Annotated in this window: 22 protein-coding genes and 3 pseudogenes; 15 read left to right on the top strand and 10 right to left on the bottom strand. The window is 70.0% G+C overall.

What is annotated here, in order from left to right; all coding sequences use genetic code 11:
• Positions 1–121 precede the first annotated feature (121 nt).
• The 4 genes and pseudogenes from frr (at position 122) to BCY76_RS07890 (ending at position 2132) form a co-directional block, all read left to right on the top strand.
• The gene (gene frr / locus BCY76_RS07900) at positions 122–679 is read left to right on the top strand and encodes a ribosome recycling factor (RefSeq protein WP_085437490.1); all 558 of its coding nucleotides are present in this window, start codon (positions 122–124) and stop codon (positions 677–679) included.
• Between the two features lie 5 nt (positions 680–684).
• Positions 685–999, top strand: a complete 315-nt coding sequence (locus tag BCY76_RS19155; RefSeq protein WP_237090041.1) for a hypothetical protein — start codon at positions 685–687, stop codon at positions 997–999.
• Positions 948–1567: pseudogene (locus BCY76_RS20695) on the top strand (phosphatidate cytidylyltransferase). The gene BCY76_RS19155 and the pseudogene BCY76_RS20695 overlap by 52 nt, the downstream one beginning before the upstream one ends.
• Positions 1568–1571: 4 nt before the next feature.
• On the top strand, positions 1572–2132 hold the full coding sequence (locus BCY76_RS07890) for a DivIVA domain-containing protein (RefSeq protein WP_070161987.1): 561 nt from the start codon (positions 1572–1574) through the stop codon (positions 2130–2132).
• Here the strand turns inward: BCY76_RS07890 and BCY76_RS07885 are convergent.
• Entirely contained in the window at positions 2121–2747 is a 627-nt protein-coding gene (locus BCY76_RS07885) for a TetR/AcrR family transcriptional regulator (protein WP_070161989.1), read from the bottom strand. The genes BCY76_RS07890 and BCY76_RS07885 overlap by 12 nt on opposite strands.
• 77 nt (positions 2748–2824) lie before the next feature.
• On the opposite strand from BCY76_RS07885, the gene BCY76_RS07880 reads away from it, so the two are divergent.
• Entirely contained in the window at positions 2825–3226 is a 402-nt protein-coding gene (locus BCY76_RS07880) for a VOC family protein (protein ID WP_070161991.1), read from the top strand.
• A gap of 113 nt (positions 3227–3339) precedes the next feature.
• Here the strand turns inward: BCY76_RS07880 and BCY76_RS07875 are convergent, their stop codons facing one another.
• Together BCY76_RS07875 and BCY76_RS07870 are read right to left on the bottom strand one after the other, a co-directional pair.
• A complete protein-coding gene (locus BCY76_RS07875) occupies positions 3340–5004 on the bottom strand; it encodes a solute symporter family protein (protein ID WP_083277737.1) in 1665 nt (554 codons plus the stop codon).
• A complete protein-coding gene (locus BCY76_RS07870; protein WP_085437488.1) occupies positions 5001–5417 on the bottom strand; it encodes a DUF485 domain-containing protein in 417 nt (138 codons plus the stop codon). Before BCY76_RS07870 ends, BCY76_RS07875 begins: the two co-directional genes overlap by 4 nt.
• A gap of 310 nt (positions 5418–5727) precedes the next feature.
• On the opposite strand from BCY76_RS07870, the gene BCY76_RS07865 reads away from it, so the two are divergent.
• Genes BCY76_RS07865 through BCY76_RS07850 form a run of 4 tightly spaced genes read left to right on the top strand, consistent with a single transcriptional unit; the run spans position 5728 to position 9414 of the window.
• Positions 5728–6546: a sensor histidine kinase gene (locus BCY76_RS07865; RefSeq protein WP_085437486.1), complete on the top strand. Its 819-nt coding sequence runs from the start codon at positions 5728–5730 to the stop codon at positions 6544–6546.
• Positions 6543–7391, top strand: coding sequence for a LytR/AlgR family response regulator transcription factor (locus BCY76_RS07860; RefSeq protein ID WP_083277739.1), 849 nt, complete (start codon positions 6543–6545; stop codon positions 7389–7391). Before BCY76_RS07865 ends, BCY76_RS07860 begins: the two co-directional genes overlap by 4 nt.
• Complete coding sequence (locus BCY76_RS18050; protein ID WP_070161995.1) at positions 7388–7831, top strand: hypothetical protein; 444 nt, start codon at positions 7388–7390, stop codon at positions 7829–7831. Before BCY76_RS07860 ends, BCY76_RS18050 begins: the two co-directional genes overlap by 4 nt.
• On the top strand, positions 7828–9414 hold the full coding sequence (locus BCY76_RS07850) for a sodium/solute symporter (protein ID WP_085437484.1): 1587 nt from the start codon (positions 7828–7830) through the stop codon (positions 9412–9414). Before BCY76_RS18050 ends, BCY76_RS07850 begins: the two co-directional genes overlap by 4 nt.
• 26 nt (positions 9415–9440) lie before the next feature.
• Here BCY76_RS07850 and BCY76_RS07845 read toward each other — a convergent pair whose 3' ends face one another.
• Genes BCY76_RS07845 through BCY76_RS07835 form a run of 3 tightly spaced genes read right to left on the bottom strand, consistent with a single transcriptional unit; the run spans position 9441 to position 10965 of the window.
• Entirely contained in the window at positions 9441–9998 is a 558-nt protein-coding gene (locus tag BCY76_RS07845; RefSeq protein ID WP_070158977.1) for a dihydrofolate reductase family protein, read from the bottom strand.
• A complete protein-coding gene (locus BCY76_RS07840) occupies positions 9995–10360 on the bottom strand; it encodes a YciI family protein (RefSeq protein ID WP_070158978.1) in 366 nt (121 codons plus the stop codon). The genes BCY76_RS07845 and BCY76_RS07840 overlap by 4 nt, the downstream gene beginning before the upstream one ends.
• Complete coding sequence (locus BCY76_RS07835; RefSeq protein ID WP_070158979.1) at positions 10357–10965, bottom strand: dihydrofolate reductase family protein; 609 nt, start codon at positions 10963–10965, stop codon at positions 10357–10359. Before BCY76_RS07835 ends, BCY76_RS07840 begins: the two co-directional genes overlap by 4 nt.
• Positions 10966–11143: 178 nt before the next feature.
• Here BCY76_RS07835 and BCY76_RS07830 point away from each other — a divergent pair, with 178 nt between their 5' ends.
• Positions 11144–11629: a winged helix-turn-helix transcriptional regulator gene (locus BCY76_RS07830; protein WP_237090038.1), complete on the top strand. Its 486-nt coding sequence runs from the start codon at positions 11144–11146 to the stop codon at positions 11627–11629.
• A 4-nt stretch (positions 11630–11633) separates the two neighbouring features.
• On the opposite strand, the gene BCY76_RS07825 is transcribed toward BCY76_RS07830, so the two are convergent.
• Together BCY76_RS07825 and BCY76_RS07820 are read right to left on the bottom strand one after the other, a co-directional pair.
• Positions 11634–12254, bottom strand: coding sequence for a hypothetical protein (locus BCY76_RS07825; RefSeq protein ID WP_139827679.1), 621 nt, complete (start codon positions 12252–12254; stop codon positions 11634–11636).
• A 183-nt stretch (positions 12255–12437) separates the two neighbouring features.
• Complete coding sequence (locus BCY76_RS07820; protein WP_070158982.1) at positions 12438–13424, bottom strand: Gfo/Idh/MocA family protein; 987 nt, start codon at positions 13422–13424, stop codon at positions 12438–12440.
• A gap of 193 nt (positions 13425–13617) precedes the next feature.
• Between BCY76_RS07820 and BCY76_RS07815 the strand changes: the two genes are divergently transcribed.
• The 3 genes from BCY76_RS07815 to BCY76_RS07810 are packed head-to-tail and all read left to right on the top strand — an operon-like array spanning position 13618 to position 14893.
• The gene (locus tag BCY76_RS07815) at positions 13618–13998 is read left to right on the top strand and encodes an MFS transporter (RefSeq protein ID WP_070158981.1); all 381 of its coding nucleotides are present in this window, start codon (positions 13618–13620) and stop codon (positions 13996–13998) included.
• Entirely contained in the window at positions 13995–14153 is a 159-nt protein-coding gene (locus BCY76_RS17515) for an MFS transporter (RefSeq protein WP_139827678.1), read from the top strand. The genes BCY76_RS07815 and BCY76_RS17515 overlap by 4 nt, the downstream gene beginning before the upstream one ends.
• Entirely contained in the window at positions 14150–14893 is a 744-nt protein-coding gene (locus BCY76_RS07810; RefSeq protein WP_085437482.1) for an MFS transporter, read from the top strand. The genes BCY76_RS17515 and BCY76_RS07810 overlap by 4 nt, the downstream gene beginning before the upstream one ends.
• Before the next feature lie 46 nt (positions 14894–14939).
• Here the strand turns inward: BCY76_RS07810 and BCY76_RS07805 are convergent, their stop codons facing one another.
• Positions 14940–15410: a GNAT family N-acetyltransferase gene (locus BCY76_RS07805; RefSeq protein WP_070160057.1), complete on the bottom strand. Its 471-nt coding sequence runs from the start codon at positions 15408–15410 to the stop codon at positions 14940–14942.
• Between the two features lie 174 nt (positions 15411–15584).
• Here BCY76_RS07805 and dxr point away from each other — a divergent pair.
• A pseudogene (gene dxr, locus BCY76_RS07800) lies at positions 15585–16945 on the top strand (1-deoxy-D-xylulose-5-phosphate reductoisomerase).
• Positions 16942–18471, top strand: coding sequence for a M50 family metallopeptidase (locus BCY76_RS07795; RefSeq protein WP_070160062.1), 1530 nt, complete (start codon positions 16942–16944; stop codon positions 18469–18471). The pseudogene dxr and the gene BCY76_RS07795 overlap by 4 nt, the downstream one beginning before the upstream one ends.
• Before the next feature lie 55 nt (positions 18472–18526).
• Here the strand turns inward: BCY76_RS07795 and BCY76_RS07790 are convergent.
• Positions 18527–19724: pseudogene (locus BCY76_RS07790) on the bottom strand (ROK family protein).
• Positions 19725–19793 lie beyond the last annotated feature (69 nt).

Here is a 19793-nt window from a genome sequence, read left to right as displayed (position 1 = left end):
GCGGACGGCCCCGGTGCAGGTCAGCACGGCCCCGCCGGATGCCGACCCCCGGTGTGGGCCCGCCTCAGCGGGTCCGCACCACGTAGACTGAGACGGAAGTTCCCACCTCAAGGAGACCGACGTGATTGACGAGACCCTGGTTGAAGCCGAAGAGCTCATGGAGCGGGCCGTGGAGGCCACCAGTGAAGACTTCGCCACGGTGCGGACCGGCCGCGCCAACCCCGCGCTGTATTCGAAGGTGATGGTCGACTACTACGGCGCCGCGACGCCGCTGCAGCAGCTGGCCTCCTTCACGGTCCCGGATGCGCGGACCATCCTCATCACCCCCTACGACGTCTCCGCGATGCGAGAGATCGAGAAGGCCCTCTCGGACTCCGAGATCGGGGCGAACCCGTCCAACGACGGCAAGCAGATCCGCATCACCATGCCGGAGCTCACCGAGGAGCGCCGCAAGGAGTACGTGAAGCTCATCAAGGCCAAGAGCGAAGACCACAAGGTCTCGGTCCGCAACGCACGCCGCAAGGCCAAGGACATCATGGACAAGGCCGTCAAGGACGGCGAGGTGGGCGAGGACGAGCGCGACCGGGGCCTCAAGGAGCTCGAGGCGGCCACGAAGAAGCACGTGGAGCGCATCGATGAGATGGCCAAGCGCAAGGAAGCCGAGCTCCTCGAGGTCTGAGGCCCATGACAGGACCCGAGCGCACCGACGAGCCGTCTGAGGCGTCGAAGCCGGTGCGCACGCCGCGGGCAGGACGGGACCTGCCCGCGGCGATCATCACCGGCGCCGCCCTGCTGATCCCGGCGGTGCTGGGGATCATGTTCTTCCCGCTGCTGCTGATCATGGTGGCGGTCGTGCTGCTCTCCATGGGCGTCTGGGAGGTGGCCCGAGCCTGGAGACGCAGGGGCTGCGGCTGCCCAAGGTGCCGCTGTTCCTGGGTGCGGCCGCCATGCCGCTGTCCGCCTACTTCGGCGGGGTGGAGGCGCTCACCCTGGCACTGATGGTGACCTGCACCGCCATCGCGGTGACCGCCGCGCTGCTGCATGTGGAGGACCCCGGGCGGTCGATCATGTCCTCGATGTTCGTGGCCTGCTGGGTGCCGTATCTGATCTCCTTCGCGGTGTTGCTGCTCAGTCAGCCCGACGGGCAGTGGCGACTCGCCGTCGTCGTGCTGCTGGTGGTCTCCAATGACACGTTCGGCTACATCGTCGGCGTCCTGTTCGGCAAGCATCCGATGGCCCCGAAGATCAGCCGAAGAAGTCCTGGGAAGGCTTTGCCGGCTCGATGGGAGGTTCCATCGCCGTCGGGGTGCTGGCCTCATGGCTGATCTTCGGCGAGCCCTTGCACGTCGGGGCCCTGCTGGCCGCCGCCGTCGTCGTCGCCGCCACGGCAGGGGACTTCTCCGAGTCCATGGTCAAACGCGAGCTGGGGCTCAAGGACATGTCCCAGGTGCTTCCCGGACACGGGGGAGTGATGGACCGGCTGGACTCCCTGGTGTTCGCGATGCCCACCGCCTATTTCGTGATCGTGGCGCTCACCCGGGATTCCGGGGGAGTTCCATTAGGCTGAGAGCATGGCGCACACAGAGAACGCACTGTTCACCCTGCTCGACCCCGAGGAGCAGGGCTACAACCGCGACGAGGTCGACGAGTTCATGGCCCGAGCTCGTGTGGCCTACGACTCCGGCACCGGTATGGCGCTCTCGGAGATCCGGGAGGCCAGCTTCTCCATGGGCTCCGGCGGCTATGACCCCGCGGAGGTCGACGGCGCCCTGGACCGTCTGGAGGACGCCTTCGCCGCCGCCGAGCGGGACCGGTACATCGAGCAGCACGGCGAGGACGCCTGGTATGAGCTGCTGGCGGAGCGGGCCGCGCCCCTGCGCGTACGGTTGGAGCGTCCCGACGGGAAGCGGTTCCGGGAGCCTGCGCACTCCTCGGCGCTGGGCTACCGCAAGGAGCAGGTGGACGAGCTCTGCCGTGAGCTCGAGCAGTACCTCGACGGGGAGAACCCGATGAGTGTTGACGAGGTCCGCACCATCATCTTCGCCGGCGCGCATGGATCCAACGGCTACGACGAGGCCCAGGTGGACGCCTTCCTGGATCGCATGACCGAGATCATGGCCTCAGTGGGCTGAGCGCGGGCCCTGCCCGGACATGGCGGTACCGCCTGCGTCCGTCACGGCGTCGAGGAGCCGGTCGAGCAGCTCGTGCGCTGCTCTTCTGCGCGCGTCTCGTTCCTCGCCACCTTCGGCGATCCACAGGGCGGCATCGTTCATCGCTCCGGAGAGCTGCGCCGTGGCCGCCTCCTGGAGCTGACCCGAGTAGCCCAGCTGCCCCAGTCCTTCCTTGAGGTGTGCGGCGGCGTTCTCCGCGTCCATCCGGCGCCAGCGGGCCCATCCGAGCACCGAGGGGGCGTCGAGGAGCAGGATTCGCGCACGGGGCGCCTCGGTGATGGCGTCCAGGAATGCGTGGCAGCCGCGCCGCAGCTGCTGCTCGGGGTCGGCACCGCTCGCTTCCGCGGCGCTGCGGACCTCGGCCCCGACCTGGATCTGCAGCTCTTCCGCGACGGCGGCGAAGAGCTCCTGCTTGGTGCGGTGCCGGTGATAGACGGCTCCCCGTGAGGCGCCCACGCTCCGAGCGACGTCGTCCACCGACACGCCGGCGAAGCCGTGCTCTGCGAGGAGGGACCTCGCATGGTCGAGGATCGCGCGGGCGGTCTTGGCCGCATCCGCTGCGGAGGAGCGGGGCATGAACCCTCCCTTTACATTCGTTGTGTATGTATTCTGCGAGATGTCACATTCACAGTGTATGTATAGGAGGCCCAGCAATGGCCGTCACCAGTGTCTACCCCGTCCTCATGGTCGTCGATGTCCCGTCCGCCGCGGACTTCTTCCGAGAGGTGCTGGACTTTGAGACCGTGTTCGACGCCGGCTGGTACATCAGCCAGCGGCGAGGTCCCCACGAGCTGGCGCTGCTGGCACGTGATCATCCCACGGTCCCGGCAGGGCGCCGATCCAGCGTGGCTGGTGTGCTTCTCAATGTCGAGGTCGATGACGTCGATGCGGTGCACCGAGCCGTGACCGCGCGGTCCGACGTGCGCCTCCTGGCCCCGCTGAGAGATGAGGACTTCGGCCAACGGCACTTCATCCTCGACGGCCCGGAGGGACTCATGGTCGACGTGATCCAGCCCATCGCGCCCACTGCGGAGTTCAGTGCTGCGTACCGGTGAAGGCCGAGGCCGGTCGCATCCGCCGACGACGGCGGCCCCGCCGTGGTGCTGGAGCCGCCGTCGTGTGTGGTGCCGGAGCCGAGTGCGCAGGGCTCCGACGCAGCAGGTGTCCTTCAGTGCTCGGAGGCCTTCTCCGCGCCCACGCCGGTGAGTGAGCGGATGTCCATCTCGGCCTGCTTGGCGGGGTCTTCGAGGACTGTGGAGGTCTTCGACCCGATCCAGCCGAGCAGGAACGCCAGCGGGATGGACACCAGGCCCGGGTTGGTCAGCGGGTAGAGCGCCAGGTCGACCTCCGGGAAGAAGGACGTCTCGGCGCCCCAGACCACCGGGGAGAAGGCGATCAGCAGGATCGAGGATCCCAGACCCCCGTACATGGACCACAGGGCGCCGCGGGTGGTGAAGCCCTTCCAGAACAGGGAGTACAGGATGGTCGGCAGGTTCGCGGAGGCAGCCACCGCGAAGGCCAGCGCCACCAGGAACGCCACATTCTGGCCCTGGGCGCCGATGCCGCCCAGGATCGCGAGGATGCCCACGACCACCACGGTCATCCGGGCGGCGCGGACCTCGCCCTTGTTGTCGATCTTGCCCTTCTTGATCACCTGCCCATAGATGTCGTGGGCGAAGGATGCCGACGCGGTGATCGTCAGGCCTGCGACCACGGCCAGAATGGTGGCGAAGGCGACGGCGGCGATGACGCCGAGCAGCAGCGTGCCGCCGAGCTCATAGGCCAGCAGCGGGGCGGCCGAGTTCTGGCCTCCGGGGGCGGAGAGGATGTCCTCCTGGTTCAGCATGGCGGCGGCCCCGTACCCGAGCACCAGGGTGAACAGGTAGAAGGCGCCGATCAGCCAGATCGCCCACACCACGGACTTCCGGGCGTCCTTGGCGGTGGGGACGGTGTAGAAGCGGATGAGCACATGCGGCAGGCCCGCGGTGCCCAGCACCAGGGCGATGCCCAGGGACAGGAAGTCCATCTTGGTCAGGAAGTCCAGCCCGTACTGCATGCCCGGTTCGAGCAGGGCCTCCTGGCCGGTGCGGTCGACGGCGTCGCCCAGCAGGTCGGAGAAGTTGAAGCCGTAGAGCGCCAGCACCCAGACGGTCATGATCGCGGAACCGGCGATCAGCAGGGCGGCCTTGATGATCTGCACCCAGGTGGTGCCCTTCATGCCGCCGATGAACACGTAGACGATCATCAGCGCGCCGACCACGGCGATGATCAGCGACTGCCCGGCATGGGAGTCGATGCCCAGCAGCAGGGAGACCAGCGCGCCGGCGCCGGCCATCTGGGCCAGCAGGTAGAACAGGCACACCGCCAGGGTGGAGGCCGCGGCGGCGATGCGCACCGGCTGCTGGCGCAGACGGAAGCTCAGGACGTCGGCCATGGTGAACTTGCCGGTGTTGCGCAGCAGCTCCGCCACCAGGAGCAGCGCCACCAGCCAGGCCACCAGGAAGCCGATGGAGTAGAGGAACCCGTCATAGCCGTAGACGGCGATCGCTCCGACGATCCCCAGGAAGGAGGCAGCCGAGAGGTAGTCCCCGGCGATCGCGGTGCCGTTCTGGGTCCCGGAGAACGAGCGTCCGCCGGCGTAGTAGTCGGCGGCGGTGTTGTTGTTCTTCGAGGCGCGCAGCACGAAGAACAGGGTCACGCCGACGAAGACCAGGAAGATCCCGATGTTCGCCCAGGGGCTGCCGACCTCGGTGGAGAGGACCTCCTCCTCGCCGGAGGCGCTGAGTCTCGGCAGGGCTGCCAGGGGTGTCGATGATGTCAGGGCGGCGGTCATCGGCTCGCTCCTCCTGCGGGGGTCGTCGGGGTCGGCTCGGACGTGTCGGCGGCCGTGGGGGTCTCGTCGGGAAGCCCGACGCCGGCGGCCTCGAGCTCATGGCGGATGGCGCTGGACTTCGGATCCAGGGCCTTGGTGGAGAACGAGACATAGGCCGCGGTGATCAGGAAGGTGGTCAGGAACTGCGCCAGTCCGAGCACGATGCCGAGGTTGATGTTGCCCAGCACCGGGATGGCCATGATCTGCGGGGCGAAGGCGGCCAGCAGCACATAAGCCAGGTACCAGGCGAGGAAGACCACCGCCATCGGGAACACGAAGCTCCGGTGGGTCCTCTTCAGCTCCTGGAACTCAGGCCGGCTCTGCACCTCCTGATAGTCGACGGTCGCCGCGTGCGTCGCGGTCGGTGAGCTCATCGCTCCTCCTCGTGGTCATCGCTGCGCCGGCCGCCCGGTCAGCGGTCGGCGGGGCGGCGCCGCAGCAGCGGCGTCGCGGGTCGGTGACAGGGGTCTCCCCGTCAGTGCACGCTGACCACAGTGCCGCAGTGATCCAGGTCACGTGAAGCGGATCACGGGGTGCCTGCGACGAGCGGCGCCATCCGTGCGACGAGCGGTCTGTCCTCGTCGTCGGCCACCGCAGCTCAGCAGGAGGGGACGGAGGGCTGGCCTACGATGGTCCCCATGTTCGACGTCAGCCCTGCGATGGTCGCCCTGATGGGCCTGGTCGGTGTCCTCACCGCCTGCGTGCTGCTGCTGGCCACACGGCGCACCAGCCCGTCTGAAGTGCCCGCCGCAGCCGCGGAGCGCCCAGGGCGCCGACGCCGACGGTCAGGGCGGCGCCGCGGGTGCCGAGGCGGAGGGACCGGACTACCGACGCTTGGCCGAGTCGCGCCGTCGACAGCTGGTGGAGGCTGAGCTGCGCACGCTGCGGGCCCAGATCTCTCCGCATTTCATCTACAACAGTCTCAACGCGATCGCGGCGTTCATCCCCACGGACCCGGTCCGCGCCCGGGAGCTGGTCCTGGACTTCGCAGACTTCACGCGATACAGCCTGCGGGCTGAGGGGGACTTCTCCACGCTGGAGGAGGAGCTGGACGCCGTCGAACGCTACGTGCTGCTGGAGCAGGCACGCTTCGAGGACCGGGTGCAGGTGGAGCTGCAGGTCGCTCCTGAGGTCCTGGGAGTGCAGATCCCCTTCCTGGCGGTCCAGCCCTTGGTGGAGAACGCGGTGCGACACGGTCTCGACTCCGAGGACGGACAGGTGACGGTGCGGCTGAAGGCTGCCGACGACGGGACCCACGCGCTCATCTCCGTGGAGGACGACGGCGTGGGTGCGGACCCGGAGCATATGGCATGCGTGCTGGCCGGTCGGGCCGGGGGTTCGCACATCGGGCTGCGCAATGTGGACCTGCGGCTGCGCCAGGCCTACGGCGGCGGCCAGGGTCTGGTGATCGACACCGCCGTGGGAGCAGGCATGATGGTGTCCATGCGCATCCCCAAGTTCCAGCCGCAGCAGGCCCCGGACGCGGAGGTGGGAGCCCCATGAATGCCGTGCCGTCAGGAGCGTCCCGTCCTGAAGCGTCCCGTCCTGAATCGTCCCGGTCGGGATCGGCTCCGCAGGAGCGGGCGCTGCGGGTCCTCGTGGTCGATGATGAGCCGCCGGCGGTCGCGCAGATGCAGTGGCTGCTGGAGGCCGACCCGCAGGTGGGGGAGATCCACACCGCATCGAATGCTGCTCAGGCGAAGCACCAGCTGGACACCCGCCGGATCGACGTCGTGCTGCTGGACATCCACATGCCGGGCCCCTCCGGTCTGGCCCTGGCCCGTGAGCTGCCCGGCGACGATGCCGCACCGCAGATCATCTTCGTCACCGCGGACGCCGCACCGGCGGTGGAGGCCTTCGAACTCGCGGCTCGGGACTACCTCCTCAAACCGGTGCGCGCCGCTCGACTCGCTGAGGCGCTGCGCCGTGCGTCCGACGCCTTGCGGCCGGCCGCCGAACCCGCGCCGGACAGCGCGCCCCAGCGGGTCTCGGTGCTGCAGGGTGACACCACGGTGCTGCTGGACATCGCCTCCATCCGCTGGGTCCAGGCACAGGGGGACTACGCCCGTCTGCACACGGCCGAGGGCTCCTATCTGCTGCGGATCGCCTTGAGCGACCTGGAGGAGCAGTGGGCCGAGCACGGTTTCGTGAGGGTGCACCGTTCCTCGGCGGTCAACCTCCACCATGTCCGTCGGGTGCTCCACCGTCAGGGCCGGATGTCGGTGCAGCTGCGGGATCCTGCCGGCACGGAGCAGGAGATCGCGGTGAGCCGCCGGCTGATGCACCACGTCCGGGAGCGCCTGGAGGTCCACAGGGTCCGCGGCGCCGGTCGAGGCGGTCAGGGATGACCCACCCGGCTCATCCTGACCCGTCCGGGGCAGAGCACCTGGACGCCCAGCGGGCGGCCCGGGTGCGTGTGCGAGGGCCAGCGACGGCTCCGGAGGAGGAGGAGGTCCTGCTCGCCCCACGGCGCGGGCATGTCCGGAGGCGAGCGACCCCCGGACAGGTCAGGGAGCTGATCCGGCACCAGCTGCGACTGGGCGTGCTGCTGGGCCTGGGCTTCTTCCTGCTGGTGGTGGTGCTCTACCTGCTGCTCTCCACCGTGGCGGGGCTCGCGGACGTCACGGTGCTGGGGGTGCCGCTGCCGTGGGTGGTGCCGGCCGTCTGCTTCTATCCGCTGCTGATCCTCGGCGGCTGGCTGCACGTGCGCGCCAGCGATGCCGCCGAGCGTCGCCTGCTGACCACGATCGGCGCGGCAGAGGCGCAGGGGGTGGAGCGGCGGCCATGAGCTCCCCGTCTGCGGTGCTTCTCGCGGTCGCCCTGGTCTGCGTGTTCTCGGTGGCGATCAGCGTCGGTGGTCTGCGGTCGCGCACCACCAGTGACTTCTATGTGGCCTCCCGGCGGGTGCCGCCGTGGATGAACGCCTCGGCCATCGCCGGGGACTACCTCTCCGCGGCCAGCTTCCTGGGGGTGGCCGGGCTGATCGTCGCCTACGGGGCACAGGGACTGTGGTTCCCGGTGGGCTACACGGCAGGCTTCTTCACGCTGCTGCTGTTCGTGGCCGCCCCGTTGCGACGTTCCGGGGCCTATACGCTGCCGGACTTCGCCACCTTGCGGTTCCGCTCCGCGCAGCTGCGGCGCCTGACCGCGCTGATCGTCATCATGACCGGCTGGCTCTACGTCGTGCCGCAGCTCCACGGCGCGTCCCTGACCCTGAGCACGACGGCGGGGATGCCCGGGTGGGTCGGCCCGCTGGTGGTGGTGCTGGTGGTGCTGCCCACGGTGCTGGCCGGCGGGATGCGGTCGGTCACGGTCGCGCAGGCGGTGCAGTACTGGATGAAGCTGTGCGCCCTGCTGATCCCGTGCGTGTTCATCCTGATCCGTCTGCAGCGCGACGCATCGACCGGAGGTTCTCCGCTGACCGACGCGCTGCCCCCGCTCGGCGACGTCTGGGAGACCGGGCTGCTGCCGCAGGCCCTCGACGGCGGCGCCGGCCTGTACCAGACCGCATCGCTGGCGCTGGCGCTGATGATGGGCACCGTCGGGCTGCCTCACGTGCTGGTGCGGTTCTCCACGAACCCGGACGGGGCCGCGGCCCGGCGCACGACGCTGCTGCTGCTCAGCCTGCTCTCGATGTTCTATCTGCTGCCGGTGATCCTGGGGGTGCTGGCCCGGCTTGTGCTGCCGGTGGCCGAAGGAGGCTTGGGGCCCGCGGCGGACGACGGCGGCGCCGCGACCCCGGCGCCGTCCGGCGGCACCGCCGCGGACGTCGGCGGAGGAGCCGCCGATGCGGCGCTGCTGCGTCTGCCCGCTGCCGTCTTCGAGGGCGCGGCCGGCGATGTGCTGGTCGCGGTGGTCGCGGGTGGGGCCTTTGCCGCGTTCCTGTCCACGTGCTCCGGTCTGGTGGTCTCGATCGCCGGAGTCGTGTCCCAGGAGTTCTTCTCCGGCACCGTCCGCGGGTTCCGGCTCGGGGCCGTGGCGGCGGTGGGCCTGCCGCTGCTGGTCGGCGCCGTGACCAGCCAGGTGGCGCTCGCCGGTGCGGTGGCGATGGTGTTCACGTTCACCGCCTCCGCGTTGGGTCCGCTGATCCTGCTGGGGATCTGGTGGCGCGGGCTCACCGAAGCCGGTGCGATCGCGGGCATGGTCTCCGGGGCGGTCGTGTCGTCGCTGTCCCTGGTCATCGGGCTGGGGCTGGGGGAGCACACGGCTGGGGCGCAGGTTTTCCTGTATCCGGCACTGTGGTGCATCCCGCTGTCCTTCCTCCTCACCGTGGCGGTGAGCCGATTCGGTCGGCAGTCGCCGCCGCACAGTGCCGAGGCCGTGCTGGCCCGCCTTCATCTGCCCGAGGCCGCCCAGGCCCTCTCGCGGTGAGGCGCCGAGAGCTCCACCGGGCTCCGTCAGCTGTCGCTGCGGTCTCGAGGTTCCCCGTCCCGACGCACTCGGAAGAGCCGGGTGCGGGGACTCTCGTCCACCACGTCCAGGTCGATCTGGCCGGTCGAGCCCTGAAGAAGGGGCGTCCCCTGGCCCAGCATCACCGGCACGGTGGTCACCATCACCAGGTCCACGGCTCCGGCCTCGAGGCACTGACGGGCGACGTCGGCGCCCAGGATGGAGACGATGCCGTCCGGGGCGGCGGCGCGGCACGTGCTCAGGGCGACGTCGAGGTCGGTGGTGACGGTGATCCCCGGTGGCGGCGCGGCCGGCGGCCGGTGGGTGAGCAGCACCTGCGGGCCCGACCAGGATCCCTCGAATGCGCCCTCCTTCTCTGTGTCCCCGGCATGCGGGTCGTCCCCGTCGTAGGTGGTGCGCCCCACCAACAGGGCCTGGATCTGCGGCATCAGCCGGTCCAGGATCGGGTCGGGGCCCATGTGGGGGAGGAGCCAGGACATGTCCCCGTCGGCACCGGCGATCCGCCCGTCCACCGTCGCAGTGGCTGCGTAGAGGAACTGCGTCATCGCTGGTCCGTCATCAGGGGGCGCACCTCGGTGGACCCATACTCCAGATGCGGCATCTTCTCGGCGATGGCGTGGGCCTCGGCGTCGTCGGCGGCGGCCACGGCATGGACGGCGAAGACGATGCTGCGGCCTTCAGGGGCCTCGGCGTCGGTGGTCTCGGAGACCTCGTCAGTCCCGGCGCCGAAGCGCACCGTCTGCTCCTGGAGTGCGTAGGCGGCCACCAGCTGGCCCGCTTCGCGCAGTTCGGTGTCCAGGGCCTCCCAGGCGCTCATCTCGTCGTCGAGCTCGGTGGTGCCCTCTTGGGGCCCGGTGTCGGGGACGAAGCGGTGAATCAGCAGGTGTGTGGCGGTGTGGCGCGTCATGGTGTCCTCTCGAGAGTGCGGGGGCGGTAGGTGAGCAACGTGTTGCCTGAACGGAAGACGGTGGTGGGGCCGGCGTCGAGCAGCACCCGGTGCCGCAGGGCGTCCGTGAGCCGGCGGCCGTCGCCGAGCAGCACGGGGTGGACGAGGAGCCGCAGTTCGTCGATGAGGCCCTGCTCCAGCAGTGCGCAGGTCAGGGTCGGGCTGCCGAGGACGGCGACGTCCCCGCCGGTCTCGTCGCGGAGCGTGCCGACGACGCCGGCCAGGTCGTCTCCGTCCACCACACGGGTTCCGTCCCAGTCCTGCGGCGGGGCGTCGCGGCCGGTCACGACGGTCTTCTGCACGGTGTTCATGAAGGTCCAGACCTCCGGCATGGCAGCGGCCGCCGAGGGGGTGGTCCAGAACTCGGCGAAGTGGTCGAAGGTGCGGCGTCCCAGCAGCAGGGCGCCGATCTCGCGGGACTGCCGGATGTTCCAGGTGAAGAACTCCTCGTCGGTCAGGTTCCAGTCCAGCTCGCCGTCCGGGCCTTCGACGTATCCGTCCAGAGACATGAACAGGAAGGCGAAGATCTTCCGCGTGGAGGAGGTCGTCTCGGACGGGGACTGCATGGTGCCTCCAGATGTGTGGGACAACTGCTTGCGTGGTGCATGCGGTGAGTCACATCCCAGCATAACCGGGTGTAGAATGCAAGCAGTCCTGTCCCTGAGGAAGGAGGGCGCCGTCCATGTCAGCTGATCCCGCCCATGAGCACCGCTCCGGCTGCCCCATCAACTCACGCTGGAGGCGTTGGGGGACACCTGGTCGCTGATCATCATCCGAGACATCATCTTCGGAGACCGCAGGCACTACCGCCGCCTGTTGGAGGAGTCCGAGGAGGGCATCGCCTCGAACATCCTCGGCGATCGCCTCAAGCGGCTGCTGGCAGCGGGGGTCCTCACTCGCGAGCCCGACCCGTCTCATCGGCAGCGCCGCATCTACAGCCTCACCGAAGCCGGCATCCAGCTGCTTCCTGTGCTGGTGCAGCTCGGCGCCTGGGGGCGACGTCATCGACCGGCCACGGAGGAGCTCAGCGTCCGGGCGCAGCTGCTCGAGGAGGGCGGCCCTCAGCTGTGGGAGGAGTTCATGGATGAGCTGCGCCGCCACCACCTCGGGCAGGAGCAGGCCGGTCCCGGCCCGGAGGGGCCTTCGGTGCTGGAGCGCCTGGATGAGGCGTATCACGCCGCCCGGCGGGCCGCCGCGGAGTCGGCAGGCGGCGGTGCTGCCCGGACCTGAACTCTCATGCGGCGTCGAGTGCCCGGGCGCGCAGGGCGGTGAGCTTGGAGGCCACGGCCTCGGGCTCCGGGACTGAGACCACATATTCGGCGGCGAGTCGTCGCACCGTGTCTCCTCCGATGCTTCCCTGGCGGGCCGCTTGGCGATACAGCGGGTGGATGCGGATGACCACCGAGGTGCTCCCGCCCGTGTAGCCGATGCGCCCGGGGCCGTACCAGCGTGGACCGACCTCCATGGTTCCTCCCGTCGGGCCGGGGCGCACCGATTCGATGGCCTGCCAGGGGATCTCGGTGCGCACGACGCGCCACGTGCGCACTGCGACGCCGTCCTCCACCGTTGCGCGCACCGTGATGGTGGAGGCGCTGACCATCCACCACAGCCCGGCCCCCAGCAGAGCGCAGCTCACCAGCAGCGTCGGCAGGGTCCAGGAGCTCACCGGCTCCGCCCCCGGTGCCAGCTGCGCGACGCCGAGGACGGCCAGCGGCAGGAATGTGATGATCGCGATGACCGACAGGGTGAAGGTGTAGGCGGCGTGCTCCGGGCGCGAGACCGTCTCCAGCGAGCTCTCACAGATGCGCAGCCGTGCGGGCGGCTCGGGGTGCGAAGCCGGGGAGGGCCTGGTCATCGAGCGGTCAACGGGCACAGTGATCATCCCCTCGTCTGTGCTGTGGGGCCTCGCTGAGCCGACTCTCGTCAGCGACCGTCCGTTCCGCCCCGTGAGGGCCAGTTCATCAGGGGTCGCGGCGCGGTGTCATCATCCTGCGGGCTGAGATCGGTGATCCGCGTCCGGGTGGGGAGATCCCGAAGGTCAGGACTCGGAGGGGTAGCGCAGGCCGATCTGGGCACGGATCTCGTCCAGGGTGCCCATGATGCCCACCGAGTCGTCCACCGTGAGGACATCGCCGTCGAGAGTGGCCTGCTGGACGTACCGTTCGGCGGCACGGGCCTGCAGATGCATCCCCCGGCCCACCACGTCGGACTCATAGCGCTCCACCACGGTGCCGTCCGGCGCGGAGACGGTGAAGTTCGCCGCGGTGTACCAGACCCGATCGACGTCGATGCGGCCCTCCGAGCCCACGACGTGCGCCGTGTTCGGACCGACGCCGCGGGAGGAGGACAACGACGTCGAGAGCGCCCCGCCGCTGTGCCGCAGGATCGTGGCGACCTCGGTGTCGGCGCCGGTCTCTCCGAGGCGCGCCTGGGCCGTCACCGAGGTGGGGGCGCCCAACAGATCCCAGGCGAAGGAGATCGGGTAGACCCCCAGATCCAACAGGGCCCCTCCACCCAGGGCGAGGTCATTGATCCGATGGCTCGGCTCGGTGGGCAGTCGCTGGGTGTGGTCGGCGAACAGGGCGCGGATCTCACCGATCGCGCCCCCGTTGACCAGCTCACGGATCCTGGCCATATGGGGGAGGTGTCGAGTCCACATGGCCTCCATGACCAGCAGGCCGCGCTCGCGGGCCAGGTCGCGCAGCTGCTCGGCCTCGGCCCGGTTCAGGGCGAAGGGCTTCTCCACCAGGGCGTGCTTGCCGTGCTCGAGCGCCAGACGGGCGTGCTCGGCGTGGAAGGGGTGGGGCGTGGCCACGTAGACGATGTCCACGCCTGGGTCCTCGACGAGCTCCTGGTAGGAGCCGTGGGCGCGGGGGACACCATGGTGACGGGCGAAGATGTCAGCCGAGGCTCGGCTCCGGGAGGCGACTGCCGCCACCTCCATCTCCACGGCATGCAGGTCGTCGGCGAAGGAGCGGGCGATCCCGCCGGTGGCCATGATTCCCCAGCTCAGTGATGACGTCATGATGGGCGAGTCTACCCGAGGAATGCGCTTGCCAGTGATGCGCGTCACCTGTGTGGCATGATGATCACGCCGCCGCCATCCTGCCGCGATCCTGCCGCGGTCCTGCCGCAGGCGTGCAGCATGCACGTGGAGAAGTGCAGAGGTCAGTGCAGAGGTCGAGGAACACGCACGGTGAGTCGAGGGGGGATCGCGCATGGGGGAGCGGGAGACGCGTCCAGCCCCGGCCGAGCCCCTGCGACGTCGGCCGTTCCTGCGCTTCTTCTCTGCCGATGCCATCACCGCGGCAGGGCTGAGCATCAGCGTGGTGGCCGTGGACGTGTTGGTGGTCCAGGTGCTGGAGGCCACCGAGCAGCAGGTGGGGCTGATCCGCGCCGTGCAGTTCCTGCCGTATCTGCTCCTGGGACTGCTGGCCGGCGCCCTGGTGGACCGGTGGCCGCGGCGTCCGGTGCTGGTCGTCTCTCACGCTGCCGCAGGTCTCGCTCTGCTCACCGTCCCGATGCTCTGGTGGCTGGGGCACCTCACGCTGCCGACGACGGCGGCCGTCCTGTTCCTCGTCGCGCCTGCGGAGTCATGAGCGTGGCGGCCGAGCAGTCTGCGGTGCCGGACCTGGTGGGCCGTGAGCAGCTGGTGCTCGCCAACGCCCGGCTGGGCCAGGCCCGCACGGTCGCCCAGACCTCGGGGCCGGCCGCCGCCGGTAGTGCTCGTGGGCCTGGGTCGGCGCGCCGATGACCCTGCTGCTCACAGCGGGAGGCCGGCTCGTCTCCGCGGGGCTGCTGGCCATGGTGGCGATGGGGCCCGCGCCGGCCCGCGACCGTGGCCGGAGCGGTCTCGACGGCGGCCTGACCCGTTCCATGGGTCAGGGTCTGGCCTTCGTGTACCGGCATCGGACGTTGGCGCCCCTGGCGCTGTCCACCCACGTCTGGTTCCTGGCCAACAGTGCAGCGATGACGGTGTTCGCGCTCTACGCGCTGCGACACCTGGGGATCTCTCCGGCCCTCTACGGCGTCGTCCTGGCCTGCGCGGGAGTGGGCGGACTCGCCGGAGCGCTGACGGCCCCGTGGATCGCCCGCAGTCTGGGGGAGGGGAGCACGGTGCTGCTCGGGCGAACTCTGATGCCCCTGGCCTGGACGACGGTGATCCTGGTCCCGGACGCCTCAGCGGGCTCCGTGCTGGCTCTGGCCGGGGCGAAGACGCTCTATGGGTTGGCCATGGGCGTGGAGGATCCTGCCGAGGCCGGGTTCCAGCAGTCGGTGACGCCGCGGGGCATGCTGGGGCGGATGAACTCCACCATGCGGACGGCCAACCGGGGCTGTGGGGCTGCCGGTGCGGTCCTGGGAGGTGCAGCGGCAGGGGCGCTGGGCCTGCAGGAGACCCTCTGGATCACCGTGGCGGTGTTCGTGGTGGCCGCGCTGATCATCGTGTTCTCACCGTTGCGCGGGGCCCGAGCCGCCCGTCATGCTCCGCTGTGAACCCCAGCAGCGAACTGCGGTGGTCAGGAGACCGCGTGCGCCGGGATCAGCTGAGCTGGAGGATCTTCTCCTGCACGACCGCGGCCCGCACGTTGGAGAAGTTCGACTCCTCGCCGACTTCCACGAAGCCCAGCGCCTGCAGGATCTTCAGGGTTCCCACGTTGTCCACGACTACGCGGGCACGCACGGGGCGCTCCGGGAAGTCGTGGAGGAACTTGGAGACGGCCTCGGTGGTGATGCCGCGGCCCCAGAACTGCTTGTCCGTCCAGAACATGATCTCGCGGGATCCGTCGTCCTCGAAGGCGGCGATGGAGCCGATCGGCTGGCCCTCGAAGTCGATGGTGCGCACTATCGTGTCCGGCGAGTTCAGCAGCTCGCCCCAGTGGTGGTCGAAGACGCCGCGGTCAGTCGGGTTCGTGGAGGCGAAGCCGGCCATATGGGCGGCGTCGGCATCCTGCTGGAACAGGAAGAACTGATCCAGGTCGCTCGGCTGTACTTCCCGCAGCGTGATCATCATGTGGCTCCTCGTCGTCGGCCGGACGGCCGAAGGTGGGGACAGGTGCAGTGTGTCCAGGGTACCGGCACAAGCTCCGCGCACGTGCATCAGGTCGCATCACCCGGGGCGTGCGGCGTCATCAGCGAGGGGCCGCCCGATTCCCGGATATCCAGGCGGGACCGTGATAATGGGGCCATGTCCTCCCACCCCGCCTCCGATCCCGCCCGGCCGCAGCCCCCGGACCCCGTGCCGAGCATCCGCCCCGGCGACGAGGGCGCGTCCCGCGTGGTGCTGCTGGGCTCCACCGGCTCCATCGGCACCCAGGCGCTCGAGGTCATCGCCGCGAACCCCGGGCGGTTCGACGTCGTGGGGCTCGCCGCAGGCACGAACACGGGCCTGCTGGCCGACCAGGTGCGCGCCACCGGAGCTCGCGTGGCGGGCATCGCCGTCGACGGCGGTACCGCCGCGAATCCGGATCAGCTCCCGCTGGTCGAGGCGCTGCGTGCGGCGGGTGTGACCCACGAGGTCGAGGTCCTCCTCGGAGAGGAGGCCGCCGTGGCCTGCGCCGGCGAGCTTGACGCCGACGTCGTGCTCAACGGCATGACCGGCTCCATCGGTCTGCGGCCCACGCTGGCGGCGCTCGCCTCCGGGGCGACGCTGGCCCTGGCGAACAAGGAGTCTCTGGTGGTCGGTGGGGCGCTGGTGGCCTCCGCCCAGCGGCGTCCCGGCCAAGTGGTGCCGGTGGACTCCGAGCACTCCGCCCTGGCCCAGGCGCTCAGCTCCGGACGGCACGAGCGTGGCCTCTGTGCCCCGGTGGTCACCGGACGCAGCGAGGTGAGTCGCTGATCGTCACTGCCTCGGGCGGTCCGTTCCGCGGGTGCAGCCCCACTCAGCTGGCCGAAGTGACCCCCGCTCAGGCGCTCCGTCACCCGAACTTTGCGATGGGGCGGGTGGTCACCACCAACTCGGCCACCATGGTCAACAAGGCGCTCGAGGTGGTCGAGGCCCATCTGCTCTTCGACGTCCCCCTGGAGGACGTCACCGCCGTGGTGCATCCGCAGCAGGTCATCCACTCGCTGGTGGAATTCCAGGACGGCTCCACTCTGGCGCAGGCCGGGCCGCCGCGCATGTATGTGCCGATCGCTCTGGGGCTCTCCTGGCCGGAGCGGCTGCCGCAGGTGGACACCGCCATCGACTGGACCCAGACGATGCGCTGGGACTTCGAGCCCCTCGACGACGACGCCTTCCCCGCCGTGCGTCTGGCCAAGCAGGCCTGTGCGGCCTCCGCCACCCACATGGCCGTGTACAACGCCGCCAACGAACAGGCGGTGGACGCCTTCCACGACGGTGCGCTGGGCTTCACGGAGATCCTGCCGACAGTGGAGAAGGTGCTCGCCGCTCACGCGGCGGGCACCGGGACGCCGACCTTGGACGAGGTGCTGGAGGTGGAACGTGAGGCACGGGCCCACGCGGATGAGCTCATCGCCGCCGCCGCGGTGACGGTGCCCACGCACCGGGCGCCCCGCGCCGTCGAGGTGGGGGAGGGCCAGGCATGACCGTTCTGCTCATGACGCTGGGCATCCTGGTCGTCGCCGTGGGGATCATCCTGTCGATCGCCCTGCATGAGATCGGGCACCTGGTGCCTGCCAAGCTGTTCAAGGTCCGGGTCACCCAGTACATGGTCGGTTTCGGGCCCACCCTGTGGTCGAAGCGCCGGGGTGAGACGGAATACGGCGTCAAAGCGGTGCCGCTGGGTGGTTACGTGGCGATGATCGGCATGTATCCGCCGCCGGAGCAGGACGCTGGAACGGACGCTCAGGGCTCGGAGGCTCAAGGTTCGGATGCTCCCGACGATGGCCCCACCGATCCGTATCTTCGGGAGATCGGTGCGCAGTACGCGGACCCCGACCGCCCCGGCACGCAGGATCAGCCGGGCGCGCAGGACGGACCGGGCACAGTGCCAGGCTCCGCCGACGCCGGGGACGCCCCGGTGCGGACGGTGAGCTCCCAGTCCACCGGGCTGTTCCAGCAGATGTCGGCCGAGGCCAGAGAAGTGGCCGCCGAGGAGCTGCAGCCCGGCGACGAGGACCGCATGTTCCATCGTCTGCCGGTGTGGAAGCGCATCATCATCATGCTCGGCGGACCGGCGATGAACGGGCTGATCGCGCTGGTGCTCACCGCCGGGATGATCACCGTCCACGGCACCGCTGAGCCGAACACCCAGGTTCGCGAGGTCTACGAGTGTGTGGTCTCGGCCGAGGCCGCCGACGCCGGGCAGACCGCCTGCACCGACGACGACCCCGCCGGTCCCGCCTATGAGGCCGGCCTGCGGCCCGGTGACGAGATCGTCGCCTACGGAGGACAGGAGGTCGAGGACTGGGAGGAGCTGACCGGGCTGATCCGGGACTCGGCCGGTGCCTCGACTCCCGTGGAGTACGTGCGCGACGGCGAGCGGCACAGCACCGCCCTGACCCCGATTCTCACGGAGCGTCCCGTGCTGGACGGGCTGGGGCGCGTCGAACGCGACGGCGACGGGGCGCTGGTCACCGAGCCGGTGGGCTTCATCGGCATGGGGGCCGAGCAGGAGCTGGTCCGCCAGCCCGCCTGGGAGGCCGGCCCGATGGTGTGGACGCAGTCCAAGGCTGTGCTCGAAGTGGTGGCCAACCTGCCGGTGCGGCTCTATGACGTGGCCGTGTCCACCTTCACCGAGGCCGAGCGTGACCCGGACGGGCCGCTGAGCGTGGTCGGCGTCGGCCGGATCGCCGGGGAGCTCTCTGTGCAGGACGAGATCCCGCTGGAGTCCCGCTTCGCCTCCCTGATCTCGCTGATCGCCGGCGTCAACGTGGCGCTGATGGTGTTCAATCTGATCCCGCTGCTGCCGCTGGACGGCGGGCATGTGGCCGGTGCCCTGTATGAGGCGTTCCGGCGGCGTCTCGCGCGCCTGTTCGGGCGTCCGGATCCTGGACCGTTCGACATCTCGCGGCTGCTGCCGCTGACCTATGTGGTGGCCGGGATGCTGTTGGTGATGGGGCTGCTGCTCATCTATGCCGACATCGTCAACCCCATACGCCTCTTCGGCTGACCCAGCGACTGACCCGGACGGGACTGGCCCGGCTCCGCGGAGGCGCGGCGACGGCTCAGGCGGAGGAGGCGTCGGCCAGCGCGTCGATGCCGGCGGGGGAGAGCGCGTGGTGCAGCGCCAGCAGGCTGGCGCCGAGCAGGCCGGCGTCGCGCGTCTGGGCGGCGGTGTGGATGTCCAGGCGTTGGGTGGCCAGCGCATGGCTCGCTGGTAGACGACTTCGCGCACCCCTGCCAGCAGGTGCTCACCGGCGCCCGCCATGCGACCTCCGACGGCGATGACCTCCGGGTTGAGGAAGCTGATGCTGGCGGCCAGCACCTCGCCGAGGTCGCGGCCCGCCTGACGCACCGCGGCCGGATGGCGTCCAGGTCGCCGGCGTCCACGAGCCGCACGACGTCCCGGCCGCCGGAGATGTCCCGGTGCGCGCGGCGCAGCTGCTCGGCCAGTCGTGAGCCGGAGGCGACCGCTTCCAGGCAGCCTTCGTTGCCGCAGTGGCAGAAGACGCCGTCGCCGGAGCGGACCCGCACATGCCCGATGTCGCCGGCGATGCCCTGGGCGCCGCGCTGCAGGCGGCCCCCGGAGATGATCCCGGCGCCGATCCCGGTGGCGACTTTGACGAACAGGAAGTGTTCCACCGGGCGGGAGAGCCGACTGTGCTCGCCGAGCGCCATGATGTTGACGTCGTTGTCCACCAGCACCGGGACGCGGACGTGCTGGTGGAACCAGCCGGGCACGTCGAAGCCGTCCCAGCCGGGCATGATCGGGGGGCGGGAGGGGCGCCCGGAGTCGAAGTGCACCGGACCGGGCAGGCCGATGCCGACGGCCATGATGTCCTGGCGGTCCCGTCCGAGCCCGGCGAGCAGCTCGTCGGCGAGCTCCATGACCCGGGCCAGCACCGGTTCCGGGCCGGCGGCGATGTCCAGAGATTCCTCATGGGCGCTCAGCTGGGCATTGAGCAGGTTCACCACCGCCAGACGCACATGGCTGGCGCCGAGGTCCACGGCCAGCGCCAGACGAGCGTCCGGCAGCAGGGCGACTCTCCGCGGGGGACGGCCTCCGGTGGAGACGCCGTCGGCGGCCGGGCCGATCAGCCCGAGCTCCGTCAGGGCGGAGAGCCGGTCGTTGACGGTGGAGCGGGCCATCCCTGTGAGCGCGGCCAGCTCGGTGCGGCTCTTGGGCACGCCGTCACGCAGGAGCTGGAAGACGTCGGAGGCTCCTGTTCCGCCGAGGGCGTTGATGCTTCTGGCCACGTGCATGGGACCAGTCAAGCACACTTCCATCGAATTCTGCGGCGCCTCTGAAGATCCGAGTCACAGTTCTGTTGA

It is taken from the genome of Nesterenkonia sp. PF2B19, from assembly GCF_001758425.2.
GTDB lineage: Bacteria > Actinomycetota > Actinomycetes > Actinomycetales > Micrococcaceae > Nesterenkonia > Nesterenkonia aethiopica.
Note: the sequence above shows the minus strand (reverse complement) of the source record. Positions and strands in the feature narration are given on the sequence as shown.